Annotated in this window: 23 protein-coding genes; 7 read left to right on the top strand and 16 right to left on the bottom strand. The window is 44.7% G+C overall.

The genetic code is table 11. The features are described from left to right. The first annotated feature begins 25 nt into the window (after positions 1-25). Positions 26-454: an HIT domain-containing protein gene (locus tag CWO08_RS04310; RefSeq protein ID WP_048664634.1), complete on the top strand. Its 429-nt coding sequence runs from the start codon at positions 26-28 to the stop codon at positions 452-454. Positions 455-589: 135 nt separating this feature from the next. On the opposite strand, the gene CWO08_RS04305 is transcribed toward CWO08_RS04310, so the two are convergent. From CWO08_RS04305 to znuA, 5 genes are all read right to left on the bottom strand, one after another. After that, the gene (locus tag CWO08_RS04305) at positions 590-820 is read right to left on the bottom strand and encodes a FeoC-like transcriptional regulator (protein WP_048660845.1); all 231 of its coding nucleotides are present in this window, start codon (positions 818-820) and stop codon (positions 590-592) included. Beyond that, on the bottom strand, positions 817-3,090 hold the full coding sequence (gene feoB / locus CWO08_RS04300; RefSeq protein ID WP_108019967.1) for a Fe(2+) transporter permease subunit FeoB: 2,274 nt from the start codon (positions 3,088-3,090) through the stop codon (positions 817-819). Before feoB ends, CWO08_RS04305 begins: the two co-directional genes overlap by 4 nt. Then, the gene (locus tag CWO08_RS04295) at positions 3,091-3,312 is read right to left on the bottom strand and encodes a FeoA family protein (protein WP_004734203.1); all 222 of its coding nucleotides are present in this window, start codon (positions 3,310-3,312) and stop codon (positions 3,091-3,093) included. Between the two features lie 611 nt (positions 3,313-3,923). Continuing rightward, complete coding sequence (locus CWO08_RS04285) at positions 3,924-7,307, bottom strand: helix-turn-helix domain-containing protein (protein ID WP_057622315.1); 3,384 nt, start codon at positions 7,305-7,307, stop codon at positions 3,924-3,926. A gap of 247 nt (positions 7,308-7,554) precedes the next feature. Beyond that, positions 7,555-8,439: a zinc ABC transporter substrate-binding protein ZnuA gene (znuA, locus tag CWO08_RS04280; RefSeq protein WP_102433588.1), complete on the bottom strand. Its 885-nt coding sequence runs from the start codon at positions 8,437-8,439 to the stop codon at positions 7,555-7,557. An 83-nt stretch (positions 8,440-8,522) separates the two neighbouring features. Here znuA and znuC point away from each other — a divergent pair, with 83 nt between their 5' ends. Both znuC and znuB read left to right on the top strand, forming a co-directional pair. Further along, the gene (gene znuC / locus CWO08_RS04275) at positions 8,523-9,302 is read left to right on the top strand and encodes a zinc ABC transporter ATP-binding protein ZnuC (protein ID WP_048617861.1); all 780 of its coding nucleotides are present in this window, start codon (positions 8,523-8,525) and stop codon (positions 9,300-9,302) included. After that, positions 9,302-10,087 (top strand): zinc ABC transporter permease subunit ZnuB, encoded by a 786-nt coding sequence (znuB, locus tag CWO08_RS04270; RefSeq protein ID WP_048660851.1) that lies wholly within the window; start codon positions 9,302-9,304, stop codon positions 10,085-10,087. Before znuC ends, znuB begins: the two co-directional genes overlap by 1 nt. Before the next feature lie 116 nt (positions 10,088-10,203). Here the strand turns inward: znuB and sucD are convergent, their stop codons facing one another. The 8 genes from sucD to sdhC form a co-directional block, all read right to left on the bottom strand. Further along, on the bottom strand, positions 10,204-11,076 hold the full coding sequence (gene sucD, locus CWO08_RS04265) for a succinate--CoA ligase subunit alpha (RefSeq protein ID WP_004734209.1): 873 nt from the start codon (positions 11,074-11,076) through the stop codon (positions 10,204-10,206). Continuing rightward, on the bottom strand, positions 11,076-12,242 hold the full coding sequence (gene sucC / locus CWO08_RS04260; RefSeq protein WP_010436793.1) for an ADP-forming succinate--CoA ligase subunit beta: 1,167 nt from the start codon (positions 12,240-12,242) through the stop codon (positions 11,076-11,078). Before sucC ends, sucD begins: the two co-directional genes overlap by 1 nt. Positions 12,243-12,448: 206 nt before the next feature. Continuing rightward, positions 12,449-13,657 carry a 2-oxoglutarate dehydrogenase complex dihydrolipoyllysine-residue succinyltransferase gene (odhB, locus tag CWO08_RS04255; protein WP_009847318.1) on the bottom strand — a complete coding sequence of 403 codons (1,209 nt, stop codon included), beginning with the start codon at positions 13,655-13,657 and terminating at the stop codon, positions 12,449-12,451. A 21-nt stretch (positions 13,658-13,678) separates the two neighbouring features. Further along, on the bottom strand, positions 13,679-16,495 hold the full coding sequence (sucA, locus tag CWO08_RS04250) for a 2-oxoglutarate dehydrogenase E1 component (protein ID WP_102433587.1): 2,817 nt from the start codon (positions 16,493-16,495) through the stop codon (positions 13,679-13,681). 97 nt (positions 16,496-16,592) lie between these two features. After that, a complete protein-coding gene (locus tag CWO08_RS04245) occupies positions 16,593-17,306 on the bottom strand; it encodes a succinate dehydrogenase iron-sulfur subunit (protein WP_010436773.1) in 714 nt (237 codons plus the stop codon). A 12-nt stretch (positions 17,307-17,318) separates the two neighbouring features. Then, positions 17,319-19,085 carry a succinate dehydrogenase flavoprotein subunit gene (gene sdhA / locus CWO08_RS04240; RefSeq protein ID WP_048606450.1) on the bottom strand — a complete coding sequence of 589 codons (1,767 nt, stop codon included), beginning with the start codon at positions 19,083-19,085 and terminating at the stop codon, positions 17,319-17,321. Next, complete coding sequence (sdhD, locus tag CWO08_RS04235; RefSeq protein WP_010436768.1) at positions 19,086-19,433, bottom strand: succinate dehydrogenase, hydrophobic membrane anchor protein; 348 nt, start codon at positions 19,431-19,433, stop codon at positions 19,086-19,088. Continuing rightward, positions 19,427-19,819 carry a succinate dehydrogenase cytochrome b556 subunit gene (gene sdhC, locus CWO08_RS04230; RefSeq protein ID WP_019820486.1) on the bottom strand — a complete coding sequence of 131 codons (393 nt, stop codon included), beginning with the start codon at positions 19,817-19,819 and terminating at the stop codon, positions 19,427-19,429. The genes sdhD and sdhC overlap by 7 nt, the downstream gene beginning before the upstream one ends. A gap of 417 nt (positions 19,820-20,236) precedes the next feature. Between sdhC and CWO08_RS04225 the strand changes: the two genes are divergently transcribed. Beyond that, positions 20,237-21,526 (top strand): citrate synthase, encoded by a 1,290-nt coding sequence (locus CWO08_RS04225; RefSeq protein WP_019820487.1) that lies wholly within the window; start codon positions 20,237-20,239, stop codon positions 21,524-21,526. A gap of 103 nt (positions 21,527-21,629) precedes the next feature. Here CWO08_RS04225 and CWO08_RS04220 read toward each other — a convergent pair whose 3' ends face one another. After that, positions 21,630-22,388, bottom strand: coding sequence for a Nif3-like dinuclear metal center hexameric protein (locus tag CWO08_RS04220; RefSeq protein WP_019820488.1), 759 nt, complete (start codon positions 22,386-22,388; stop codon positions 21,630-21,632). Between the two features lie 90 nt (positions 22,389-22,478). On the opposite strand from CWO08_RS04220, the gene CWO08_RS04215 reads away from it, so the two are divergent. Next, entirely contained in the window at positions 22,479-23,237 is a 759-nt protein-coding gene (locus CWO08_RS04215) for a DUF1853 family protein (RefSeq protein ID WP_102433586.1), read from the top strand. Between the two features lie 126 nt (positions 23,238-23,363). On the opposite strand, the gene pgm is transcribed toward CWO08_RS04215, so the two are convergent. Beyond that, positions 23,364-25,010, bottom strand: coding sequence for a phosphoglucomutase (alpha-D-glucose-1,6-bisphosphate-dependent) (pgm, locus tag CWO08_RS04210; RefSeq protein ID WP_102478246.1), 1,647 nt, complete (start codon positions 25,008-25,010; stop codon positions 23,364-23,366). A gap of 92 nt (positions 25,011-25,102) precedes the next feature. Continuing rightward, positions 25,103-25,642: a replication initiation negative regulator SeqA gene (seqA, locus tag CWO08_RS04205; RefSeq protein WP_019820493.1), complete on the bottom strand. Its 540-nt coding sequence runs from the start codon at positions 25,640-25,642 to the stop codon at positions 25,103-25,105. A 93-nt stretch (positions 25,643-25,735) separates the two neighbouring features. Here seqA and CWO08_RS04200 point away from each other — a divergent pair, with 93 nt between their 5' ends. Together CWO08_RS04200 and CWO08_RS04195 are read left to right on the top strand one after the other, a co-directional pair. Next, on the top strand, positions 25,736-26,497 hold the full coding sequence (locus CWO08_RS04200; RefSeq protein ID WP_048660854.1) for an alpha/beta fold hydrolase: 762 nt from the start codon (positions 25,736-25,738) through the stop codon (positions 26,495-26,497). Between the two features lie 108 nt (positions 26,498-26,605). After that, on the top strand, positions 26,606-26,824 hold the full coding sequence (locus tag CWO08_RS04195; RefSeq protein ID WP_004737900.1) for a DUF2788 domain-containing protein: 219 nt from the start codon (positions 26,606-26,608) through the stop codon (positions 26,822-26,824). Positions 26,825-26,840 lie beyond the last annotated feature (16 nt).

The raw sequence follows: 26,840 nt of genomic DNA, 5'->3' as shown, positions 1-26,840 counted from the left end.
CAAGAAATCGAAATGGATAATAATAATGAGCTTTGAACTTCACCCACAGTTAGCGAAAGACACCACGCTTATCGGCGAGTTTCCTCTGAGCCTAGCACTACTAAGCAAAGATAACGCAGTGCCTTGGGTTATCTTGGTACCAAAACGTGCCAACCTGAAAGAGCTGCACCACCTACCAATGAAAGAGCAACAGCAATTCTTACATGAATCTCAAGCGGTAAGCCAAGCACTAGAAGCAACGTTCCAACCGGATAAGCTCAACCTAGGCGCGCTGGGTAACATGGTGCCACAACTGCACATTCACCATATTGCGCGTTTCAAAGATGACATTGCTTGGCCTGGTCCAGTATGGGGCAACACCAAAGGTGAACAACGCAGTGAAGAAGAGCAAGCTGCTATCCTGACTCGTATTCAGAACGTTCTGTCACTAAGCTCTATCTTTAAGAAAGCTTAATTCGAGTATCTTGTTAAGCTTTAAAACCAGACCGTTTAGAAAAGACACATAACAAAAGGCCGCTTATCTAAAATAGATAAGCGGCCTTTTAATTTTCTAACATCGCCATTCTCAACGAGTGTATACAGCTCTGAACTACATCATCACATTCAGTGATAGACCATCTTGTTTACTGATGGTGTAGCGAACACGTGTTGTATGACCATGCTTGTTGGTGTCGACCAAGCGAGATACTTTCCCTTTCTTAACCCACACACTCAGCATCGCATCGACGCCATCTTCACTCATGCCAAACTTTGCAGCGAGTTCTTTACGAGCCGCAACACCTTGGCTATCAATGTATTGATGAAGTTCAGTTAAAATCATACTACTTGCACCTCTAGCGCTTTCTGCTTGCTACCGACTTTCTTGAAAACGCGGTAGGTAATTACAAAGCCACCAGCAATTGCCACCATCCACACTGCACTTGTCACCGGATGTGCAGCAAAGTTTGCTGCTTGGTAGTAGAAGGTCGCACCAAAGTAACCAAGCGCCATTGTCCAAACCGCAATAAAGCGTGCAAACATTTGACCAAATTCACGAACGTAAGCACCCATCGCTGCCACACAAGGCGTGTAAAGCAAGATAAGGATTAAGTAAGCAAATGCAGCATGACCAGAAACAAATTTGTCTTTTAGGTTACCGAAGATTGATGAGTCTACCTCTTGCTCTTCAGCAACTGCGCCTGAATCGCTTAAATCGCCAACCTCAATACCTAGCGGATCTGAGTAACTCAAGCCTGATAGGTTTTCAGGGATCGTCATTACCGCTTCTTGCAAGCTTGCTGCCAAATCGAATTCAGCTGCTTCTTCGTCTGATGGTGTTGTGTAAAGGCTATTCAACGTGCCGACTACCGCTTCTTTCGCGAAGATACCAGTGATGATACCGACTGTTGCTGGCCAGTTTTCTTCTGTGATACCAATTGGTTGGAATACAGGGGTCACTACTTGAGCTGCCTTAGAAAGTACTGAATTTTCGCTGTCTTCGTTACCAAAGCTACCGTCCATACCTAGCGAATTTAGGAAGCTAAGAATAGCCACAACCATCACGATGGTTTTACCTGCGCCCAGTACGAAACGCTTTAGCTTCTGCCAAGTTTTCAGCATTACGTTTTGCACTGTCGGCAGTTCGTAATCTGGCATTTCCATCACTAAGCTATCACTGCTACCCGGGTAGATCGTATTTTTCAGGAACAGCCCCGTAAATACAGAAGCAACGATACCCATGATGTACAGAGCGAATACTACGTTTTGGCCAGCACCAGGGAAGAATGCCGCTGCGAACAATGCGTATACCGGTAAACGAGCACCACATGACATAAACGGCGCCATTGATGCTGCCAATTTACGTTCGCGCTCTTGGTCAAGAGTACGAGTTGCCATGATTGAAGGCACGTTACAACCAAACCCTAGTACAAGTGGGACAAATGCTTTGCCCGGCAGACCAATCTTTTGCATCACTTTATCAAGTACAAACGCAGCACGCGCCATGTAACCTGAACTTTCAAGCACAGCTAAGAACAAGTAAAGCGCCGCGATAACCGGAATAAAGGTCGCAACGGTTTGAATACCGCCGCCAATACCATCAGCAAGTATAGTAACTAACCAAACAGGCAAATGACCATCCAATAAGTGGTGTCCACCATCAACTAATATTGCCCCAACACCAATATCGAAGAAGTCGATAAACGCGCTACCGATATTGATAGAGAACATGAACATTAAGTACATGATGACGAAGAAGAAAGGAATACCGACCCATTTGTTCAAAATGAATTGGTCTGCTTTCTCTGTAAAATTACGGCTTAGTTTGCCTTCGCTGCGACGAACACGTTTACAAAGGTCATGTAAGAAAGTGTACTTAGCGTCAGCAACAGCAAGGTCAATATCGAAATCGGCACCTAGACGCACATTGTCAATTTGAGTGCGAGTTTGTGGAGCCAGTCCATTCAATACCAAGTAGTCATTTTCTAAAGCACGAATCGCGAGCGCTCGGTGAGATACGTCAGCATCATCAAATTGTGACTCAACAGAAGGGATGAGAGCTTCTAACGCGACATCGTAATCAATAGAGATAGGGTCAAGACTCACACCCTGAACAAGCAGTTTATGAAGGCGTTCTTTAAAGCGAACTACTTGACCTTTGTCGTTTGCGGACAAGCTCAGAACTGGGCAACCTAGCTCTTTCTCTAGCGCTTTAAGGTTAATCACCTGACGCTCGCGCTTTAATACATCCATTTTGTTCAATACAACGATCATTGGGCGACCCAACTCACGTAGTTGTAATGTCATGTATAAGCTTCGTTCTAGACAGCTAGCATCAACAACATTGATGATCACATCTGCAGGGTGAGTCAGAACAGCGCGAGACGCGATAGATTCATCGATGCTGTTCGCGTCATTACCACTGTCTAGCGCGTAAATACCGGGTAAGTCGGTAAGCTGGAACTGATCACCTGCGTGTAAGTATAAACCCGTCTTCTTTTCTACGGTGACACCAACCCAGTTACCAACGTGCTGCTTGGCACCAGTTAGTGCATTGAACAGTGTTGTTTTTCCACTATTCGGGTTACCAACGGTAAGAACTTGATAATCCATTTAGATAACCTCGATTTGTTCTGCAATGCTTTCACGAATGGCGATCGAAACACCTCTCACTTCAACTTGAAGCGGATCCCCCATAGGTGCACGGCGGATAAGCGTCACCTCGGTTTTTGGCAACATACCCATGACCATAAGTTTTTTTCTTACGTCTGGAGTTAAACCTGTTAGTGCAACAATAGAAGCCGCCTTTCCTTGCTCTAGTTGTGAGAGTTTCATAAATACCCAATTCGTGACTGATAATGAGAAAGATTGTTATTACCGCTATGATACACATACATGTCCACAATTCCATTGTGTGAAATCAATGTTTTCGAAAATACATACTCGTAAATTTCGTTAAAAACGTTTACGTCAAAAACGTTACTTTCAACAAATAGCGAGAACTACCTCACTAGTACAAACCGCCCCCGCTAAAAACAAACTGAAAATTATCAAGCACTTAAAATAATGTCGGTTTTCTCATAGCCTTCTGTCGTTAATTTTATAAGTAAAATAAGTACCTGAACGTATAGTTATTCCATCGAAGAGAAACTCCTTCTCTTTAATTTTATTCCAGAGGTGATATGGCTTTGCTATATCACTCCGGCAGCAAGCGAAGGTGTCATTGGCACCCGTGGTATAGTCCCCCCGGCTATACCACGATATTTTTTTTCTTCTCTTTTGTTTTATCCCAACAACCTTTTTGCACTCCATATTAATCTCGTATCTCGTATCTCGTATCTCGTATCTCGTATCTCGTATCTCGTATCTCGTAGGAACATAAAAAAGCCCCAACACGAATGTCGAGGCTAAAGTATCTTTATCTATGTTCTATTATCTGCAGCTCACTACTCTTCGTTGTTTTCCGCAAATTTAGATGGTGACATACCAAAGTGGTGCTTAAACCTTTGACTGAAATAGGAAGGGTCATTGAAACCCGAATCAAAAGCGACGTCAGATATCTTTTCTCCAGCGAGTAAGCGCTCGCACGCATGCTCTAGACGTACTTCATTCAAGTGCTCTTTGAAGGTCTTGTTGTAAGCCAATTTAAAGCGCCTCTGCAAGCTTCTCTCAGACATGAACAAATACTTGGCAGCAGTTGCAGTGCTGAACTCAGCATCAGCGTAGTTTTCACTCACAAGCTGAGACACTCTGTTCTTCCACTCTTGTTCCGCTGTCAGTTTTTGCTGCTCTGGCGTTGAAGCGGTAAGTTTAATGGTTTCAATCTGTTCAATTGTGCTGGCTTCAAGATTATCGAGTACTTGATATTCAATTGGCCACGAAAGCTGAACCTTATTTTGAGATTCCGAAACAAAGGCGTTAAGCTCGCCACCGCTTTGATTCATCAATAGAGGCAGCTTTTCGATGTTAAGATCGGTCGACTTTCCGGTATTGTCACTCATACTTGATGCCAGTTTAGGGAAAGGCATCCCATGATCTCGAATGGTAACAACAAGATGCTCCTTAACCTCTTCAACCAGAACCACCATACTCTGAGACTTAAAGTTTCTCTTGATGATGCTCGCAACCAAGCTATTGAAGATAATATCGAGATTAAAATACAGCAAAGAAACATATCGTTGCTTTGTTTCGACTTTAATATCCAGTTCAATACCGGCTTTGGCTAAGTCATCTTGCCAAGCTTTGAGTACCGCCTCTAAGATTAAAATTATATCGTAACAAACTTGCCCTTCCCCTTGAGGGGTATTACTCAATTGAGCTAAGCCATTTTTCAAGGTTAGAATTGGCGACTTCCCGTGCTCGTCATTCCAATTAGGGATCATCGCAGCAATATGATTCACTTCAGAAGAGAGTTCATTGGCAGTGTGAGATACAAGCGCATTCTTAACCGATAGCTGCTTTTTAAGCTGTTGATTGGTCGTAAGTAGTATACGGCTTTGGTGTCTCAATTGATCCGTCTTCAATGCAACTTGCGCTTTTAAGTGCCTGTTGGCAAAAGTGACATAACGCGAACGCCAAAACACCAAGATAGTTACAACGCCAATCAGTAACATCAGAGAGCTTGCTGCAGCCCAATTCGTCAGATACCAAGGCTCCGCAATCGAAAAACTTTGGTTCGTTGACACAAAGCGGTAATGGGAGTCCTTAACCGGCTTCACTTCAAGTGTGTAATCTCCAGGAAGAAGATGGTCGAGCGTTAACAATCCCCCTTCAAACTCACTCCAAGGTTCATCATCGCTCAGTCGATACTCCATCGCAGGCGCGAACGTTGCTGGTAAGATGCCTAGCTTAAAACCCATCGAGGAACCATAAGGGATCTCATCCAGTTCAGCCGTTCTTCCGCCAAGAGATACCGTTTGTTGATCGACACTTATCTTACTCAATAAGGCACGGCTATGAGGTGTTGTTGATACCAGTAATTCGTTGGATAATGCGCTGACTACGCCATACTTTGAGCCGAAAACCAACCTCGAAGATTGGCTCTCTTCGCTGTAAAACAGAGCACATGCTCCCGCCGCCAATTCATTGGTGATCAAACCAAATGGTGAACCGATGTGTTTATGCAACTGTCCATCCAACCCGTAATAACTGATGCCTTTCGAAGAGCCTAACCACACACCATTATCATCGCTTATCAAGCAGTTAGGGCTAATATTATCTTCAACAAGCGTGATTTCTTGAATAATAGAGCTGTCATCAGGGATTCGATACACGCCATAACTGCTTGCAAACCACTGAGCCCCGTCCTTCGCTTTTTCAATATCGACGACTTTTCCAAAACGCTCGCTGGAACGACTAAAACTAATTCGTTTATCAATGAACGAGTAGAAGCCATGGTCAGTGCCTATATAGATACGACCGAGCAAGCCTATATTGAGATCAGTGATCTTCGCAGGCAAAAACTTGTCGACTAACCAGTCAGTGCCATAGCTCGTTAGTTTCATGGTTTCGATAGATAACGAATAAAGGTTTTGCCCAGAAGTCATCCAAAGTACGTTGTCTGCCTGAAGCGCAAAGTTTTCAACGTGTACTCCCTTAATCGGCCTTGGTAAATCAAGGGCTTCAGGTTGTAGCGTTTCCGTATTTAGACTAATGATGCCTTCTTCGGTCGCCAACCAAATTGACGAGCCAAAAATCTCAAAATCATTAACGGAATTAGAGTAAACACGAATTGGATTCTCTTCACTTTCAGAATCAACCAAGTAGAGCCCCATTGAAGACGCGACCCAAGATAACTGGTCACTGACAGGCAGTACTTTGTTGATCACCACACTACTCGAATGCATGCCCATACCAGTTAGGGGCGTTCTCGAAAAAGTTTTGCTGAACAGTGAGAAATATCGGATACCGTTGTTTGTCGCAATCCACATGCCACCAGCATGGTCATTGATCAATGAATATATTTTCTCACCCGGTAACGAGAAGTCTTGATTGGCGGCTTGTTTGAATCGAGTAATTTGTCCCGTAATAAAATTGTAGCTAATAAGGCCGTGCTCTGTACCAATCCAATACTGGTCCGAAGTTTCGGCCAACGAGAGAACATGCGACCCTTTAACGATGGTCTCTTTATCTGGGTTCGCGAGATCAACAATCACAGCACCATTTAAGGTACCAATCACTAACTCACGTCGAGCATTCGAAAAATAAACCGTCTCAATATGGCTCTTGTTTGATGCGGTGACATGGGTAAACTCTTGATTCTCTGAAAGGTAAACGCCTGAACTGGTCGCCAGTACCCACTTTGACAGCACCCACTCCGCATCGTTAATCGCAATGTCACTACTGTTATTGTATCGGTACAATTTAAGTAAAGAGTACGTGTTGAATTCTAAAGATTGAGTGTTGTAGGTATAAAAATTACTGCCGTCAGTGACCCAAATATAATCGCCTGATGCACCGATATTCGTTATTTCAGCGCCGGGACTTAGGCTAAACGCCAATTCATTGCCAATTCCTGGGCTATGTCGATACACCTCGTTGTCGAAAAATGTCCAAAACTCATCATTAAGAAACGCGACTCTTTCTGAAGAAAATTGCAGCAAGCTACCTTTGCGAGGAAATAAGGTTCGGCCATCGTAAAAAAGTATTTTTCCATGCACATCATGAACCCAAAGCCCACCTCCAGCACCTAGGTACAAGTTTTTAGCCGCAAGAAAATTCCCTTGCGCTTGAACGGGCAAAGGATAGAAAACGGAGGGTGATGTATTTACCGCTAGAACGCTAAATGAAATGCTCATAAACATGAACATTTTAAAGATAATTCGATACAACTCTTAATCCTGAACAGCAACAACGCATGAAATCTTGGGCACCACAACGTCTTATCGTTGCTGAACCAAAAACTGAGTTTTTTTGTGATTATTATTATCTTTCTATTTTAGCGGAAATTAGAAAAGGAGAAAGGAGGTTTGCTATTTGTTAGGAGGTTTTATCTTAACGGTCACGAAAATGCCGCAAAAAGCGGCATCATTCATAAATTAACGAGAGCAAAGTAGAGTAAAGAATACTCGTTATGAATTACTTCCCACTTAAGCAGCTTGTGTAGCTATCTGTAAGTTGCTGAAGAAAATCGAAATAACTTCCACTCTTCACTTCAACCGTTGAACCGATCGGATCAAGCTGGCCTTGTTTAGCGTTACTTCCACGAGTCACCGATTCGATCACAGCCGGAGTAAATTGAGGCTCTGCGAATACACATTGAACATTGTCACGCACCAAGGTTTTCTTGATAGCAATCAGGCTTTTTGCGCCCGGTTTACGCTCTGGGCTCACCGTAAAGTGGCCTAAGTTATTTAGTTCAAACTCTTGCTCAAAGTAGCCATACGCATCGTGAAATACGTAGTAACCTTTGTCTTTCACTGGCGCAAGTTGTTCATGAATAGACTGCTGCTTTTCTTTTAAAGCAATCAGGAATGAATCTAGGTTCTCTTGATACGCCATTGCGTTATCAGGGTCAGATTCAATCAACTTTGCTGAGATGTATTTTGCGGCCACTTCAACTTGATCGATACCTAACCAAAAATGCGGGTCATGGCTACCATGATTATGTCCTTCATGAGCATCGTGGTCATCGTGTCCGAACTCTCGCAAGTTAATTCCTGGAATCTCGCTGATCTTGATAACGTTTTCTTTTGAACCAATCACCTTAGTCAAAAAGGCTTCTAGGTCAGGGCCAAACCAGATAACCATATCGGCACTGTGAACTTTTTTGACATCAGATGGCTTAAGCGCATAATCGTGCGGCGAAGCATTGCTGTTCATCAACACATCCGGTTCACTAACGCCCTGCGTTAATTCCGTCACAATCATTTGAATTGGTTTAAAGCTTGTTAGAATAGTATTGGCACTTGCGACACTTGGCGCTAAAAGCAAAGTAGCAAGTATAAAAGATGAACGTGACATAATCCCTCGATAATAGAAAAGTAGCTTAGGCTTGAGGTAAATGTTACATTATAACATCAGCGAATTGCAAATGAGTTCTATTCATGGATAACTTAATCCAACTAGATTCTGTGAGCGTCGAATTTGACGGTCGAAAAGTTCTAGACAACATCTCTCTAAATTTAGAGCGCGGCAGAATCACCACCCTGATTGGGCCAAACGGTGCAGGAAAGTCGACATTAGTAAAAGTGGTACTGGGTTTACAGACCAAATTTTCAGGCACAATAACAAAAGCCAAAAAACTGAAAATTGGCTATGTACCACAAAAATTAAAGCTCAATGACTCACTACCGCTCAACGTAGAGCGTTTTCTAAAGCTCACTGGCAAGTTCAGTCAGCAAGAAATCCTTGAAGCATTGAAGCTCGTTGGTGCTGAACATCTGCAAAAGAGCAACATGCACCAGTTATCAGGCGGTGAAAACCAACGTGTGCTCATTGCTCGTTCATTACTAAGAAGACCAGACCTACTGGTTCTTGATGAACCGGCTCAAGGAGTCGACGTTCAAGGGCAAATTGACCTGTATGACTTGATTGACACCATTCGTCACCGCTTTGGTTGTGCCGTATTTATGGTTTCGCACGACCTGCATTTAGTGATGGCAAAAACAGACGATGTTATCTGTTTGCACCACCACATTTGCTGTTCAGGTGCACCTGCAGACATCAAACACCATCCTTCGTATATTGCGCTCTTTGGCACCGCGACCCAAGAGACGCTAGCGTTTTATCACCACCAACACGAACATCACCATCATGATCTTGCAGGCCAACCAGTAACGGGCGGTGCACATGAATGTTCAAACCATAAACACGGACACCACTAATGCTTGAGTTTCTTCTTCCCTCTATTTTAGCGGGTTTGGGTATTGCACTGATTGCAGGCCCACTAGGTTCATTCGTGGTTTGGCGCAAGATGGCTTACTTTGGTGACACGCTTGCTCACGCTTCTTTGATGGGATTAGCACTTGGCTTCCTGTTCAACATTAACTTGTACTTCGCGCTGCTGATCTGTTGTTTGATGCTGGCTGTGTTGCTCGTAACATTGCAAAAACAAAAACTGGTCGCGACCGATACCCTACTCGGTATTTTGGCGCACAGTGCGCTCTCTTTAGGCCTTGTAGCGGTAAGCTTCTTAGACAACGTTCGAGTTGACCTAATGAGTTACTTATTTGGCGACTTGCTTGCGGTATCGCCGACTGATTTAGTGTTTATCTATGCGGGTGCAGCCGTGATTGGATTGGTACTTGCTATCTTTTGGCGCCCACTACTATCCACAACGGTTAACGAAGACCTAGCGGCGGTTGATGGCATCAACATTGATTTAATGCGTCTGATTTTGATGTTGCTTGTTGGTATCGTGATTGCTGTCGGTATGAAGTTTGTTGGTGCGTTAATCATGACATCGCTGCTGATCATCCCTGCGGCTACAGCAAGGAAATTCGCGAATACACCCGAGCAAATGGCCTTCATCGCATCGATTATTGGCTCTATCGCAGTGTTCGGAGGACTAAGCTTGTCTTGGTTCTATGATACGCCTGCAGGCCCGTCTGTTGTTATTAGTGCTGCAGCAATGTTTATGTTATCTCAAATGATTAGAAGTCGCGCTTAAGCGTACGATTTTCGTATCTCGTAAGATTGAAAACAGACAAAAAAGGCTTGGTCAGTGACCAAGCCTTTTTAATATCGTTCAGTTAACTTCTATCTCAATCGATAAAAGCCAGCTGATTACCAACCCGTGATTTCACGTAGGCCTTTACCGATGTCAGCAAGAGACTTAACAGTCTTAACGCCTGCTGCTTCTAGTGCTGCGAATTTATCTTCAGCAGTACCTTTACCTCCAGAGATGATTGCGCCAGCGTGGCCCATACGTTTACCCGGAGGAGCAGTAACACCAGCGATGTAAGATACAACTGGCTTAGTTACGTTTGCTTTGATGAACTCAGCCGCTTCTTCTTCCGCAGTACCACCGATCTCACCAATCATTACGATTGCTTCAGTCTCTGGGTCTTCTTGGAAAAGTTTTAGGATATCAATGAAGTTTGAACCTGGGATAGGGTCACCACCGATACCAACACATGTAGACTGACCAAAGCCTTCATCTGTTGTTTGCTTAACTGCTTCGTACGTAAGAGTACCTGAACGAGATACGATACCTACTTTACCCTTCTTGTGGATGTGACCAGGCATGATACCAATCTTACACTCGTCTGGAGTGATAAGACCTGGGCAGTTAGGACCGATCATGCGAACGCCAGTTTCTTCTAGCTTCACTTTAACGTCGATCATATCTGTTGTAGGGATACCTTCAGTGATCGTTACGATCAGTTCGATACCTGCATCAATTGCTTCTAGGATTGCATCTTTACAGAAAGGAGCTGGTACATAGATAACTGTTGCTGTTGCGCCAGTTACTTCTACTGCTTCGCGTACTGTGTTGAATACTGGAAGGCCTAGGTGAGTTTGACCACCTTTACCAGGTGAAACACCACCAACCATTTGCGTGCCGTATGCGATAGCTTGGTCTGAGTGGAATGTACCTTGACCGCCAGTGAAACCCTGACAGATTACTTTAGTGTCTTTGTTAATTAATACAGACATTATTTAGCCTCCGCAGCAGCAACAACTTTCTGAGCAGCATCTGTTAGAGATTCAGCTGCAATGATATCAACATCAGAATTAGCAAGTACTTCGCGACCTAGGTCTGCGTTTGTACCTTCTAGACGAACAACTACAGGAACTGTTACGCCGACTTCTTTAACCGCACCGATAATACCTTCAGCGATCATGTCACAACGAACGATGCCACCGAAGATGTTAACTAGTACTGCTTTAACATTGTCATCAGAAAGGATGATCTTGAATGCTTCAGCTACACGCTCTTTCGTCGCGCCGCCGCCTACATCAAGGAAGTTTGCTGGCTTGCCGCCGTGTAGGTTTACGATATCCATCGTACCCATTGCAAGGCCTGCACCGTTAACCATACAGCCAACGTTGCCATCTAGTGCTACGTAGTTCAGTTCCCACTGTGCTGCGTGTGCTTCGCGCTCATCTTCTTGAGATGGATCGTGCATTTCACGAAGTTTTGGCTGACGGTACATTGCGTTTGAGTCAATGTTGATCTTGCCGTCAAGACAAAGCAGGTTGCCTTCGCCAGTAATTACAAGCGGGTTGATTTCTAGTAGAGCTAGGTCGTACTGAGAGAACATTTGGCCAAGACCCATGAAGATCTTAACGAACTGTTTGATTTGATCGCCAACTAGACCAAGTTTGAACGCAAGTTCACGGCCTTGGTAAGCTTGAGGGCCCACTAGAGGATCGATCGCTGATTGGTGAATCAACTCTGGAGTTTCTTCAGCGATTTTCTCAATGTCCACACCGCCTTCAGTTGACGCCATGAATACAATTTTGCGCGTTGCACGGTCAACAACAGCACCTAGGTAAAGCTCGTTAGCAATGTTCGATGCTTCTTCAACTAGGATCTTTGTTACAGGCTGACCATTAGCGTCTGTTTGGTACGTTACTAGGTTTTTGCCTAGCCACTTTTGTGCAAACTCTTTAACGCCTTCTTTTGTGTCATGCAGCTCTACGCCGCCCGCTTTACCGCGACCACCAGCGTGTACTTGACACTTAACGACTTTCTTGGCTGTACTGATACGACCTGCAGCTTCGAAAGCTTCTTGTGCAGTATCACATGCGAAACCTTCTGGTACAGGCAAACCGAATTCTGCAAACAGCTGTTTGGCTTGGTATTCATGCAAATTCATTTTGATATTCCGTTTATTTTCCCTTAAGGGATTATTATTTCCATAACGACACAGTTTCCTGTGTTACGTCTGTAGGGTCTTCTCAAATCAACTGCTGTCCATTTTCTAATGGCTTTACAGTTCAATTGAAGGCCAGACGTTGAGCAGCCTAGCCTTTGAAACTTTTTACGTCTAGCTAACGGGGTTAACTAGACGTTTTAGCGATACTAAACGTCTAGCAGCAGACGTGCAGGATCTTCTAGAAGCTCTTTGATGGTCACTAGGAAACCAACTGATTCACGGCCATCGATTAGACGGTGGTCGTAAGAAAGCGCTAGGTACATCATTGGTAGAATCTCTACCTTGCCATCAACAGCCATTGGACGGTCTTGGATTTTGTGCATACCCAAAATTGCCGCTTGAGGCGGGTTGATGATTGGCGTAGACATTAGAGAACCAAATACACCACCGTTTGTGATAGTGAAGTTACCGCCCATCAGCTCATCAACAGTTAGCTTGCCGTCACGGCCTTTGATTGCTAGCTCTTTGATGCCTTTTTCGATGTCAGCGAAACCTAGTGTGTCACAGTCTTTCAGTACTGGAGTTACTAGACCACGTGGCGTTGATACTGCCATGCTGATGTCGAAGTAGTTGTGGTAAACGATATCTGTACCGTCGATAGAAGCGTTCACTTCTGGGAAACGTTTTAGCGCTTCTGTTACTGCTTTCACATAGAAAGACATGAAGCCCAGACGCGTGTCGTGACGCTTCTCGAATTGGTCTTTGTACTGCTTACGAAGGTCCATGATTGGCTTCATGTTCACTTCGTTGAAAGTAGTCAGCATTGCTGTACTGTTCTTCGCTTCTAGAAGACGGTTTGCAACTGTCTTACGTAGGCGAGTCATAGGTACGCGTTTTTGGCTACGAGCTGCTGCTGGCGCTTCAACTGCTGGTGCAGATGCTGCTGCCGGAGCCGCTTTCGCTGCTGCTAGATGTGCGTCGATGTCTTCACGAGTAATACGACCACCAACACCAGTGCCTTTAACGTCAGCTGGTTGTAGGTTGTGCTCTGCAAGCAAGCGACGAACAGCTGGGCTTAGTGCGTCGTTGCTCTCTTCTGTAAGAGCCGCTTTGTGGCGCTTATCAGGAGAAGCTTCTGTATCTTCCGTTGTATCTTTCGTTGGTTCACCAGCGACAGCACCCGGCTTGATTTTAGCCAGAAGCTGTTTAGAAAGTACCGTAGCACCTTCTTCTTCGATGATAGCTTCCAGAACACCCGCTTCAGGAGCTGGTACTTCTAGAACTACTTTATCTGTTTCGATATCTACAATGACTTCATCACGTGCAACCGCTTCGCCCGGTTTTTTGTGCCAAGTAGCAACTGTTGCATCAGCCACAGATTCAGGTAAATCTGGAACCAGAATTTCAATTGTCATGTGCGTATTTTCCTTTTACTTCTAGTTCTTAAGTAGGGTCAAAGCGTCGTCAACTAACGCTTTTTGTTGTTTCAAGTGTACCGACATATAGCCAACAGCTGGTGATGCTGATGCAGGGCGACCTGCGTATTGAATATCAGCACCCACTGGGATAGCAGCTCGGAAATTATGTTGGCTACTGTACCAAGCACCTTGGTTTTGTGGCTCTTCTTGACACCAAACGTAATCGACTACATTTGTGTACTGTGCGATGGCAGCTCTCACGTCCTCGTAAGGGAACGGGTAAAGTTGCTCGATACGCACAATAGCGACATCGTCTTGCTCGTTCTTACGTCGTTGGTCAAGCAGGTCAAAGTAAACCTTACCTGAACAGAACACGACGCGTTTTACGTTCTCAGGCACCAGATCATCAATTTCTGCGATAGCTGGTTGGAACGTGCCTTCTGCCAAATCTTCAAGAGAAGAAGTACACAGAGGGTGACGAAGCAATGACTTAGGTGACATTACAATCAGTGGACGACGCATTGGTCGAACAACCTGACGGCGAATCATGTGGTAAACCTGCGCCGGTGTTGAAGGAACAACAACCTGCATGTTTTGTTCAGCACATAACTGAAGGTAACGCTCAAGACGTGCAGAAGAGTGCTCTGGGCCTTGACCTTCATAACCGTGAGGAAGCAGCATAGTTAGACCACATAAACGTGCCCACTTTTGCTCACCTGATGAAATGAATTGGTCGATAACAACTTGTGCACCGTTTGCGAAGTCACCAAATTGTGCTTCCCAAAGGGTTAGACCGCTTGGTTCTGCTGTTGCATAACCATACTCAAATGCGAGTACCGCTTCTTCAGATAACACAGAGTCAAACACTTGGAATGGCCCTTGTTTATCATGAATGTTCGCAAGAGGAACATACGTGCTTGCATCTGATTGATTGTGCAGTACTGAGTGACGGTGGAAGAACGTACCACGACCTGAATCTTGGCCAGAGATACGAATACGCTTACCGTCGTCAACAAGTGTTGCGTAAGCCAGAGTTTCAGCCATACCCCAATCGACTTGTTTCTCACCATTCACCATGGCAGTACGATCGTTGTACAGTTTATTGACTCGGCTTTGCAGCTTGTGGCTGTCTGGGTATTGGCAAAGTTTAGTACCAAGCTCTTTTAGGCGCTCGATATCAATCTTGTTATCCCATTCGATGTTCCAGTCGTGACCTAAGTAAGGAGACCAGTCTACTGAGTGAAGTGCCATAGGGCGCCACTCTTTAACCACAACTTCACCGTGATCAAGTGCATCACGATATTCGTTAACGAGTTGAGTTGCCGTATCAATACCAAACTCACCGCGCTCCATTAGCACATCAGCATAAAGCTTACGTGGTGTTGGATGCTTCTTAATTTTTTGGTACATCAAAGGCTGTGTTGCATTCGGCTCATCGGCTTCGTTGTGACCGTGGCGACGGTAACAAACCAAATCAATAACAACATCACGCTTAAACGTATTACGGTAATCCAATGCCAAACGAGCGACGAAAGCGACCGCTTCTGGGTCATCAGAGTTAACGTGGAAAATCGGAGCCTGAACCATCTTCGCGATATCAGTACAGTACATCGTAGAACGAGTATCGCGTGGGTTAGACGTTGTAAAACCAACTTGGTTATTTACAACGATACGAACCGTACCACCCACACAGAAACCACGCGCTTGAGACATGTTAAACGTCTCTTGTACTACACCCTGACCAGCGATAGCTGAGTCACCGTGGATAGTAATTGGAAGTACACGGCTACCGTCATTATCACCAAGGCGATCTTGACGCGCGCGTACTGAACCGATAACTACCGGGTTTACGATTTCTAAGTGAGATGGGTTAAATGCAAGTGCTAAGTGAACGTTGCCGCCTGGCGTTGCGAAGTCCGCAGAGAAACCTTGGTGGTATTTCACGTCACCAGTACCCCACGTGTCATCGTGCTTGCCCGCAAACTCGTCAAACAGGTCTTGTGGCTTTTTACCAAGCACGTTGACCAACATGTTTAGACGACCACGGTGAGCCATACCAACAACAACTTCGCGCATGCCTTGTCCGCCAGCATGACGAATAATTTCTTTCGTCATTGGGATAAGCGCATCACCACCTTCCAACGAGAAGCGTTTTGCGCCTGGGAATTTCGCACCAAGATAGCGCTCAAGACCTTCAGCAGCAGTTAGCTCTTCTAGGAAAGCTTGTTTTTCTTCTTTGTTGAAAGAGGGTTGACCAGATACAGACTCTAAACGTTGTTGGATCCAACGCTTTTGCTCTGTATTTGTCATGTGCATGTATTCTGCACCAATAGAGCCACAATAAGTTTGCTTTAGAGATTTGTAGAGATCTTTAAGCACCATCGTCTCTTGGCCAATGGCGTAAGAGCCGACGTTAAACGTCTCATTGAGGTCATCTTCGGTAAGAGTGTGGAAAGAAGGGTCCAGTTCATCAACTGTCGCTCTTTTCCATAAACCTAGGGGGTCTAGATTTGCTGCTTGATGCCCTCGGAATCGATAGGCATTAATAAGTTGCAGAACCTTTACTTGTTTCGCATCGACATCTGGATCACTAACTTGGACACTGTAATGCTTTGTTTCTTGAGCGAGTCGACGGAAGTATTCACGAACACGAGAGTGTGGTTGTTCCACTGTCTCTGAAGCTTGCACAGGCAGTTCTTCAAAAACACTTCTCCATTCGTCACTTACCGAATCTGGGTCACTTAGATACAGTTCATAGAGTTCTTCTACGTACGTTGCATTGGCGCCAGCCAAGTGTGAAGACTCGAGCCATGCCTTCATCACGCCGTTGTGCATATTTTCCCTTAACCAGTAGTTTTCACGTTTGCTGCGGTCTATGCCGAGCTATTAAAAGGCCGCCCCAAAACTTCTAGGGCGGCAATTTTTATATAACTTAAACCGAACGATTCACTAGCATGGTCTTGATGTGACCAATCGCTTTCGTCGGATTTAATCCCTTAGGACAAACACTTACACAATTCATGATGCCATGGCAACGAAAAACGCTAAATGCATCATCAAGATCGGACAAACGTTCGTCTGTCGCTGTATCTCGGCTATCAATTAGCCAACGGTACGCTGCAAGCAGGCCTGCTGGTCCGATGAATTTGTCAGGGTTCCACCAGAACGATGGGCATGACGTTGTACAACATGCACACATGATACATTCGTACAATCCATCTAAATGAGCACGCTCATCAGGGCTTTGTAAGTTTTCGCGAGCCGGTGGCACATTGCCATCAGACACTAAGAATGGCTTCACTTTTTCGTAGTTATCGTAGAACTGAGTCATGTCTACAATTAGGTCACGAACAACGGGTAAGCCAGGCAGTGGGCGAATCACAATCTTGTCTTGGCCAGAAAGCGCAGACAATGGCGTGATACACGCTAGGCCATTTTTACCGTTCATGTTCAAACCATCAGAGCCACATACGCCTTCACGGCATGAGCGACGGAATGAGATTGTTGGATCTTGCTCTTTCAACAGAATAAGCGCATCCAAAAGCATCATGTCTGAACCTTCATCCACTTCTAGAGTGTATTCCTTCATATAAGGCTTCTGGTCGACATCTGGATTGTAACGATATAAAGAGAAATTCAGTTTCATGGTCATATCTCCTTAGTACGTACGTGCTTTTGGTGGGAACGCTTCACGATGGATAGGTTCCATGTTTACACCACGCTTAGTCATGCTCTCTGACTCTGGGTTGTAAAGTGAGTGGCATAGCCATTGCTCATCATCACGGTCAGGGAAATCGAATCGAGCGTGTGCGCCACGGCTCTCTGTACGGAAGTTTGCAGCAACAGCCGTTGCGAATGCCGTTTCCATCAAGTTTTCAAGCTCTAGACACTCGATACGTTGAGTGTTGAACTCTGTCGACTTGTCAGATAGGTGTGCATTCTTCAGACGTTCGCGAATCGCTTTAAGCTCTTCTAGGCCTTCAGCCATTGCTTTACCTTCACGGAATACCGAGAAGTTGTTCTGCATACATTGCTGAAGATCTTTACGAATTTGCGCTGGATCTTCACCGTCTGTGCTGTTTTCCCAACGGTTGTAACGCTCTAGTGAACGTTCAATGTCAGCTTCAGTTGCAGGCTTAGCTTCGTCTTGCTTCTTCAGTGTCTCACCTAGGTGTAGACCTGTCGCACGACCAAATACCACTAAATCAAGCAGTGAGTTACCACCTAGACGGTTAGCACCGTGTACAGAAACTGATGCAATTTCACCACAAGCAAATAGGCCTTGTATTTCAACATCGCTTCCGTCTTCAGTTTGCTTAATAGCTTGACCAGAAACTTGTGTTGGAACACCACCCATCATGTAGTGACATGTTGGGATTACTGGGATTGGCTCTTTCACTGGATCAACGTGAGCAAAGGTACGAGAAAGTTCACATACACCAGGAAGACGAGATTCAAGCGTCTCTTTACCTAGGTGATCAAGTTTCAGCTTGATGTGTGGACCCCAAGGGCCATCGCAGCCGCGACCTTCACGGATTTCAACCATCATTGAACGAGCAACAACATCACGACCCGCTAAGTCTTTAGCGTTTGGTGCGTAACGTTCCATGAAACGTTCGCCGTCTTTATTGAGAAGGTAACCACCTTCACCACGACAACCTTCCGTTACCAATACACCAGCGCCAGCAATACCCGTTGGGTGGAACTGCCACATTTCGATGTCTTGCATTGGAACGCCAGCACGAATCGCCATACCAACACCGTCACCAGTGTTGATGTGTGCGTTAGTTGTCGAAGCGTAGATACGACCAGCACCACCAGTAGCAAGGATTGTTGCCTTCGCTTTGAAGTAGCAAACTTCGCCAGTTTCCATACAAAGCGCGGTTGTACCTAAGATTGCACCATCTTCGTTCTTCACAAGATCCAGTGCATACCACTCAGAGAAAACCGTCGTTTTGTGTTTAATGTTTTGTTGGTAAAGCGTATGAAGCAGTGCGTGACCAGTACGGTCGGCTGCAGCTGCGGTACGAGCCGCTTGCTCACCACCAAAGTTTTTAGATTGACCACCGAAAGGACGTTGGTAAATAGTACCGTTCTCAAAACGTGAGAAAGGTAGGCCCATTTTTTCAAGTTCGATTACCGACTCAGGACCGTTTTTACACATGTACTCGATAGCGTCTTGGTCACCGATGTAATCAGAACCTTTTACTGTGTCATACATGTGTTGTTCCCAATGGTCTTCGTGCGCGTTACCAAGAGCAACAGTGATGCCGCCTTGCGCAGAAACCGTATGAGAACGAGTAGGGAAAACTTTAGAAAGCAATGCACAAGATAGGCCTTGCTCAGAAATTTGCAGTGCGGCACGCATACCTGCACCACCAGCGCCGATAACTACGGCATCAAACTCACGAACAGGAATAGTCACTTACGCACCCCACAAAATAAACAGACCAGAGAAGAAATATCCAAGAAGAACTGCAACAACACCAACTTGAAGACCAACACGCAGTTTTGCGCATTTGATGTAGTCAGTTAGTACTTGCCATAGGCCGATCCACGCGTGAACCAAAACAGAAGTAAGCGCTAACATGGTGAAGACTTTAGTGAATGTTCCACCAAAGAATTGCGTCCAAGATGCGTAAGAGATATCACCAGAGAAAGCACAGAAGCTTACTAGGTAGATAGTGTAAAGAGTCATAATGATGGCAGTTGCACGAATCAGTAGATAATCATGAACACCATTACGACCAAAAGTAGAAACGTTGTTTACCATACTAAGATCCCCGCTAGTAGAGACAATACCGCTGTTGCTGCGAATGCAACCTTAGCGCTCTTAGCGCCAGATTCCAGCTCTTCAAAGTGACCTAGGTCCATAAGAAGGTGACGAATACCACCAGCAATGTGGTAAGCCAAAGCGGTTAAAATGCCCCACAGAATAAACTTCACGAAGAAACCATCGACAATGTCGCTAGCTTCCATAAAGCCTACTGGGGATGAGAGGGAAATGGATAGTAACCAAAGCAAAATTCCAATCGCGACAAAAGTTATCACCCCAGACACACGGTGTAGGATGGAAGCTATTGCTGTGATTGGAAAGTGGATGGTCTGTAAATCTAAATTAACAGGTCTTGTCTTTCTTTCTTTCACGGGCTTGCTCACTCAGCTCCATTGAGCATTATGGTCATTAAATAACCTTATGATATTGTTATGGACAAAATTTGATTGCTAACCTTCAAAATTTAACATTAACTTAACAAATAACTGAAGTTGAGCCTTAGATAATTGTAAAATAATTGTTAACTGCTCGATTAAGAAAGACACCTCACATTTCTTCTTAGCCTTGCATTTATAAGGTTTTAACCAAACTTTTCAGCGCCACTATACGGCTGGCAACATTCTAATACAATTGATGTAACAAATAATGCTACACAGACCAGATTTTTAACGAATTTAATGTAAAAAACACTAACAAGTGCACACAAAGCTGCAGAAAAATTGACTTTCCCACGTAAGACCAGTAAAAAAATGGCACATAAACATCCTGGACGGATTAAATAATAAACAAAGGAGATTGTTATGGCGGATAAGAAAGCTACCCTTCACATTGAAGGTCAAGCGCCAATCGAGCTGCCGATTACAGAAGGTGTACTTGGTACTCCAGTGATCGATGTTCGTACACTAGGTTCTAATGGTTTTTTCACTTTTGACCCTGGTTTTCTTGCCACTGCATCCTGTGAGTCTCAAATCACTTTTATTGACGGTGGAAAAGGTATTCTTTTACATCGTGGTTACCCAATTGACCAACTTGCCAATAACGCTGATTACTTAGAAGTATGTTACATACTTCTTTACGGTGAAGCCCCATCTCGAGCTGAGTACGAAAAGTTCAAGACTACCGTGACACGTCACACTATGGTGCATGAGCAAATTGCTAGTTTCTTCCACGGCTTCCGCCGTGACGCTCACCCTATGGCTGTAATGTGTGGTGTTGTAGGTGCTCTAGCGGCGTTCTACCACGACTCACTTGATGTAAACAACGATACACACCGTGAAATTGCGGCATACCGCCTGATTTCAAAAATGCCGACACTGGCAGCAATGTGTTACAAATATTCAATCGGTCAGCCGTTTATCTACCCACGTAACGACCTTGGCTACGCAGAAAACTTCTTACACATGATGTTTGCAAACCCATGTGAAGAGTATGAAGTGAACCCTATCGTCGCTCGTGCAATGGATAAAATCTTTACTCTACACGCTGATCACGAACAGAATGCTTCTACGTCTACAGTACGTCTTGCTGGTTCATCTGGGGCTAACCCGTTTGCATGTATCGCTGCAGGTATCGCATCACTTTGGGGCCCTGCTCACGGCGGTGCAAACGAAGCTTGTCTGCGTATGCTTGAAGAGATCGGTAGCGTAGATAACATTGAAGAATACGTTGCGAAAGCAAAAGACAAAGATGACCCATTCCGTTTGATGGGCTTCGGTCACCGTGTTTACAAGAACTACGATCCACGTGCAACAGTAATGCGCGAAGCGTGTCACGAAGTACTTAAAGAGCTAAACATCCAAGATCCACTACTAGACGTAGCAATGGAACTTGAGCGTATCGCTCTATCTGATGAGTACTTTGTTTCTAAGAAGCTATACCCGAACGTAGATTTCTATTCAGGTATCATTCTGAAAGCAATCGGCATTCCAGTGTCTATGTTCACAGTAATCTTCGCGATGTCTCGTACTATCGGTTGGATTGCACACTGGAACGAGATGCACAGCGATCCGACGAACCGTATCGGTCGCCCTCGTCAGCTATATACTGGTGAAGAACAACGTGACTTTAAAGCACTTTACGAACGTGAATAGTCGCTATAAAGCATAATGTTAAAAGGGGTTGATGTAAGAACATCAACCCCTTTTCTTTTCTACGGGATACAATCGACTCGTATCCCTCATCTCGCATCTGTTCTTAAACCGGATTATCGATATCGATAAACTCAACATCCAATCCATGCTCTTTTGCTAACCACTCGCCCAATGCTTTAACACCGTAGCGTTCTGTTGCATGGTGACCTGCGGCAAAGTAATGGATGTCTTGCTCACGAGCCGAGTAAGTTGTGCGCTCTGAAATTTCACCAGAGATAAATGCATCAATACCTTGAGAAGCCGCCAGCTCAATGTAATCTTGACCACCACCAGTACACCAACCTACCGTTTCAATCATTTTATCGGCGTTTTCAGGAGCAATATGCAGTGGTTTACGATTTAGAACATGATCAATTTTTTCTGAAAACTCAGCACCTGTCATTGGTTTTTTTAATTTACCAAACATTGCAACCGATTGTGGGTGCCCTTCCAAGCCACCTTCTACCTCAATATCAAGCAGCTCAGCGAGCTTGGCGTTGTTACCAAGTTCAGGGTGGATATCGAGAGGTAAGTGATAACCTAGAAGATTAATGTCATTCTTAATCAGAGTACGAATGCGCTTGCCCTTCATGCCACGAATCGCTTCTGACTCACCTTTCCAAAAGAAACCGTGATGAACCAACAAAGCATCGGCATTCAATTCTACCGCTTTATCAATCAGAGCTTGAGAGGCTGTTACACCAGTAACGATGCGCTTCACTTCAGATGCACCCTCGACTTGAAGACCATTCGGGCAGTAATCTTTAATCTGTTGTGGCTGCAGTTTTTCGTTAAGTAGCTTTTCTAATTGTAAGTTATTCATTTTTATTTCCAGCTTACCTTTATAATAACGTCGTTATATCAATTTACGGGTAGAATGTCGAAAGCCCCACGATGAGTTTATGAGGAAGAGATGACAGCACTGCAACGTTTTTACCAATGGGTCATCGACTCACCACCATTACTAGAAATCAAGCCACCGATTTCTGATCTCACAGCATTCTCAAACCACCAAGAGCTCGACGACGCACATACTTATGATGGTAATCCTAGATTAGGCTTTCTCTACCAACACTTATGTGAACAAGTCATCACTGCTTCGGATAATTATTCAATCAAGCACGATGAGATCCAGATTAATGTTGAGGGTAGAACACTCGGCGCAATCGACTTTATTCTCGAAAAAGCGAACGACCAAAAGTTAGAACACTGGGAAGTGGCGATTAAGTTTTATCTGCTCCACGAACAAACTTGGTTTGGCCCCAACTCTCACGATCAATTGGATAAGAAGCTCGAAAGGATGCTCAGCCACCAGCTTGGTATGTCATCTTCATCCGCTTTTATTGAGCAGTATCCAGAGATCGATGTCGACTCAAAACATCTCCTCATGCAAGGTCGTCTATACACCAACCCATTCTTAGAGCAAAACGTACCTACTGAATGTTTGGGCTACGACATTAACCCGAGCCAAGTAAACGGCTTTTGGTGCTATCAAAACCAAGCTCATCTAATCACTGAAGCGCTCTACCCTCTCACCAAAGAACAATGGGCGGCAGGGACGGATGATTTCAGCAGTAAGCCTATCACCGAGTTTGGTGATCGCTTCGTCCATGGGCAAACCAAGTCCGGGCAATTCTGGTTTGTGATGCCACAAAGTTGGCCACACGGTTAGTCGTCTAAGCTAACTCACTTACCTTTTCCCGCTTATTACACGCAACCAGCACAAATAAAAAGGGCTGATGTTTTCACATCAACCCTTCTATCTATTTAGCTTTTATATCCAGTAATCAAATTTCGATTACAGACCAGCCGCTGCAAATACTTGGTTCACAATCTCTTGAGCTTCTGCTTCGATTGCTTTCAGGTGCTCTTCACCCTTAAAGCTTTCACAGTAAATCTTGTAGATGTCTTCAGTGCCTGATGGACGAGCAGCAAACCAACCGTTCTCAGTGGTCACTTTCAGGCCACCAATCGCAGCGCCATTACCTGGAGCATGCGTTAAGCGAGCAGTAATCGCATCGCCAGCAAGTGTTTCAGCAGAAACCATCTCTGGAGATAGCTTTTTAAGCACGTCTTTTTGTGCGCCATTTGCTACCGCTTGAATACGGTTATACTTAGATTCACCGTGTTTAGCAGCAAGCTCTTCGTAGTATTCTTGTGGGTTCTTACCCGTTACCGCTGTGATCTCAGCCGCAAGTAGGCAAAGAATCAGGCCATCTTTATCTGTTGACCAAGGCGTACCGTCTTTACGTAGGAAAGAAGCACCTGCACTCTCTTCACCACCAAAACCAAACTGGCCTTTGTAAAGACCATCAACGAACCATTTGAAACCAACTGGCACTTCACAAAGTTCGCGACCTAAGTCAGCAACAACACGGTCAATCAATGCGCTTGATACTAGTGTCTTACCAACAGCAACGTCTTTACCCCAACCTTCACGGTTACGGTATAGGTAATCAATACAAACCGCTAAGAAGTGGTTTGGATTCATCAAGCCTTTAGGTGTCACGATGCCGTGGCGATCGTAATCTGGGTCGTTACCAAACGCTAGAGCGTACTCGTCTTTAAGAGCCAGTAAGCCTGCCATCGCGTATGGGGAAGAACAGTCCATACGAACCACGCCATCTTTATCTAGAGACATAAATTGGAATGAAGGGTCAACCGCTTCACTTACCAGAGTAAGATCTAGATTGTACGCTTTACCAATTTGACGCCAGTAATCAATACCGCTGCCACCCAGTGGATCAACACCAATCTTGATGTTTGCTTTCTGGATCGCTTCCATATCAACGACGTTAACCAAATCAGCGACGTATGGCGCCACTAGGTCGACTTCTTTTACTAGCTCAGACTGTTTAGCCTGTGCGATAGGCGTACGCTTAACACCTTGCATTTGCTCAGCAATGATCACGTTCGCACGGTCTTCAATCGCTTGAGTCAATTCAGCTTCAGCTGGGCCACCGTGTGTCGGGTTGTATTTAATACCGCCGTCTTGAGGTGGGTTATGTGAAGGCGTGATAACAATGCCGTCGGCTTTTTTGTCATTCACTAGGTTGTGCGTAAGAATCGCGTGCGAGATACCCGGTGTTGGAGTAAAGCCGTTGTTTTCTTGAATAATAACTTCAACACCGTTCGCTACAAGCACTTCGATAACCGTAGAGAACGCAGGCTCAGATAGAGCGTGAGTATCTTTACCTAAGAAAAGAGGGCCAGTTGTACCTTGCTCGGCACGAACTTCAGCAACCGCTTGTGCAATTGCTAGAATGTGATTTTCGTTAAATGTTGATTTGTCTGCTGTACCGCGGTGACCTGAAGTACCGAAAAGTACTTTATGATCTGGGTTCGTAGCATCCGGTTGCTGTAAGAAATAGTTAGCAACTAAAGCCGGGATATTATGAAGATCTTCCTGCTGAGCTTTCTGCCCAGCACGAGGGTGCATAGCCATTTTTCGACATCCTTATATATAAAATTTAAAAACAAAAAAACCTCATAATATCTTCTTATCCATGGATATTATGAGGTTTAAATCAGATTTCGTTAAATTGAACCTGTTACTTTTTCTATCAATTCTGCTTGGAAACTCATGCGGCTCATAAGCTGCTCAACCATCTGTCTTTTTCGGCTTGTATTGTTATTAGTAATAACCCAAAAAGGACTTTGTGGAATAGCTTTAGGCTTAGTCGTGTTGCCGTTTGCTAGCAACGTCGCTTCGTTATCTGCAAAGTAAACGCGCTTACGGCCTTTTACTTGAGTTGCTTCTGAAAAGCTTAAAGGGTCGATTTTATGCAGTGTTGATAACACAAGCATGAAACGATCAATGGCTTTCTTTAGTGATGCAAACTCATCTGATATTAGTAGTGAGCGCATTTCTTTAACGCCATCGAACTTCTCTGGAGTAAAGCCTACCTCTTTGCTAACAACGATACCTTTTGGCTCAACGATCTCTTCGATCGGAGCCATGCCTTGGCTATCAACCTGTAACAAGCGGCGCAGAATATCTGAAGCGCTTTCGCCAATACGTTCTGTCTGACCCGCAATAAAACGGTATAGGTCCTCATCAACCTCAATTGTTTTCATTCGCTTTTCACAATCTCAATGTTTAAACTCTGGGGGATTATAGCGAGATCCGCGCGGATACTCTACGTCAAACCCACCATGAATAAGATAAAAATGTCAGTACAGCTCAACTATAAAATTGAAGGTGAGGGTCACACCATTGTTTTGATCCATGGATTATTCGGTAATCTGGACAACCTTGGCTTGCTCGCTAGGGATCTAAAAGCCGATCATCAAGTGCTTAGTATCGATCTACGTAACCACGGCCAATCTTTCCATAGTGACACTCATGACTACCAAGCGATGGCGCAAGATGTCTCTCAACTGTTGAAAGATCTCGAGTTAGACGACGTCACTGTGATTGGTCACTCGATGGGTGGCAAGGTTGCCATGGCACTCACCCAACACCTAGAGCTACGTAAACTGATCGTACTGGACATGGCACCGGTCGCTTACACCCAAAGTCGCCATGATAACGTATTCGCAGGCCTTCAAGCCGTGATAGAAGAAAAACCAGAATCTCGCTCTGAAGCACTTAAAGTACTCGCAAAACATATTGAAATCGACGGGGTTCGCCAGTTCTTAACGAAATCACTATTCAAGTCAGAACAAGGCATTATGGAGTGGCGCTTTAACGTCGCGTCACTACTTGCAAACTACGCTCACATCATTGGCTGGGAACCGATCGACAAAACCTCGGTCAAAACCTTGCTAATAAAAGGTGGGGATTCTGACTACCTCACGGCTGAGCACCAAACTGCAGTTCAGCAGCAATTTTCTAACGCAAAGGCGCACGTCATTGCCAATACGGGTCATTGGCTACACGCAGAAAAGCCAGCTGAAGTACTCAGAGCAATACGAAAATTCATCGCTTAAGCGCGCTTTTTCATGCAGATAAATGAGAGCTGAGTAATCACTGCAGATTAACTTTATCTCGCAACAGTGATATAGTGCGCCCAAGCAAAATTGGTATATAAGGTTCCCATGCTTTACGACTACATGAACATCATTGAATCTGTTGGTTTAGATCTCCTGTTTGCCGCGATTTTCTTTTTAATCGGTATGGCAATTAAGGACGTTCTCAAGCAGGGAAATGTTCCTCCATTTGGTCGTCGCATCGTATGGTTAGTACTTTTCCTTGGCTGTGCGGGTTTTATCGCCAAAGGGATAATCCAACTAAGCTGGGAAGGAACTGGGATCTAACGATTCTCTTCCGAAC

Source organism: Vibrio sp. 10N.286.48.B8, assembly GCF_003050085.1.
In the GTDB taxonomy this organism is placed as follows: Bacteria; Pseudomonadota; Gammaproteobacteria; order Enterobacterales; family Vibrionaceae; genus Vibrio; species Vibrio crassostreae.
This window is presented reverse-complemented; position numbering and strand designations above follow the sequence as displayed.

Excerpts from the sequence above, each read along its gene's own strand:
- CWO08_RS04310 (WP_048664634.1), top strand. The coding sequence starts at position 26 with ATGAGCTTTGAACTTCACCCACAGTTAGCGAAAGACACCACGCTTATC.
- CWO08_RS04305 (WP_048660845.1), bottom strand. The coding sequence starts at position 820 with ATGATTTTAACTGAACTTCATCAATACATTGATAGCCAAGGTGTTGCG.
- feoB (WP_108019967.1), bottom strand. The coding sequence starts at position 3,090 with ATGGATTATCAAGTTCTTACCGTTGGTAACCCGAATAGTGGAAAAACA.
- CWO08_RS04295 (WP_004734203.1), bottom strand. The coding sequence starts at position 3,312 with ATGAAACTCTCACAACTAGAGCAAGGAAAGGCGGCTTCTATTGTTGCA.
- znuA (WP_102433588.1), bottom strand. The coding sequence starts at position 8,439 with ATGTCACGTTCATCTTTTATACTTGCTACTTTGCTTTTAGCGCCAAGT.
- znuC (WP_048617861.1), top strand. The coding sequence starts at position 8,523 with ATGGATAACTTAATCCAACTAGATTCTGTGAGCGTCGAATTTGACGGT.
- znuB (WP_048660851.1), top strand. The coding sequence starts at position 9,302 with ATGCTTGAGTTTCTTCTTCCCTCTATTTTAGCGGGTTTGGGTATTGCA.
- sucD (WP_004734209.1), bottom strand. The coding sequence starts at position 11,076 with ATGTCTGTATTAATTAACAAAGACACTAAAGTAATCTGTCAGGGTTTC.
- sucC (WP_010436793.1), bottom strand. The coding sequence starts at position 12,242 with ATGAATTTGCATGAATACCAAGCCAAACAGCTGTTTGCAGAATTCGGT.
- odhB (WP_009847318.1), bottom strand. The coding sequence starts at position 13,657 with ATGACAATTGAAATTCTGGTTCCAGATTTACCTGAATCTGTGGCTGAT.
- sucA (WP_102433587.1), bottom strand. The coding sequence starts at position 16,495 with ATGCACAACGGCGTGATGAAGGCATGGCTCGAGTCTTCACACTTGGCT.
- CWO08_RS04245 (WP_010436773.1), bottom strand. The coding sequence starts at position 17,306 with ATGAAACTGAATTTCTCTTTATATCGTTACAATCCAGATGTCGACCAG.
- sdhD (WP_010436768.1), bottom strand. The coding sequence starts at position 19,433 with ATGGTAAACAACGTTTCTACTTTTGGTCGTAATGGTGTTCATGATTAT.
- CWO08_RS04225 (WP_019820487.1), top strand. The coding sequence starts at position 20,237 with ATGGCGGATAAGAAAGCTACCCTTCACATTGAAGGTCAAGCGCCAATC.
- CWO08_RS04220 (WP_019820488.1), bottom strand. The coding sequence starts at position 22,388 with ATGAATAACTTACAATTAGAAAAGCTACTTAACGAAAAACTGCAGCCA.
- CWO08_RS04215 (WP_102433586.1), top strand. The coding sequence starts at position 22,479 with ATGACAGCACTGCAACGTTTTTACCAATGGGTCATCGACTCACCACCA.
- pgm (WP_102478246.1), bottom strand. The coding sequence starts at position 25,010 with ATGGCTATGCACCCTCGTGCTGGGCAGAAAGCTCAGCAGGAAGATCTT.
- seqA (WP_019820493.1), bottom strand. The coding sequence starts at position 25,642 with ATGAAAACAATTGAGGTTGATGAGGACCTATACCGTTTTATTGCGGGT.
- CWO08_RS04200 (WP_048660854.1), top strand. The coding sequence starts at position 25,736 with ATGTCAGTACAGCTCAACTATAAAATTGAAGGTGAGGGTCACACCATT.
- CWO08_RS04195 (WP_004737900.1), top strand. The coding sequence starts at position 26,606 with ATGCTTTACGACTACATGAACATCATTGAATCTGTTGGTTTAGATCTC.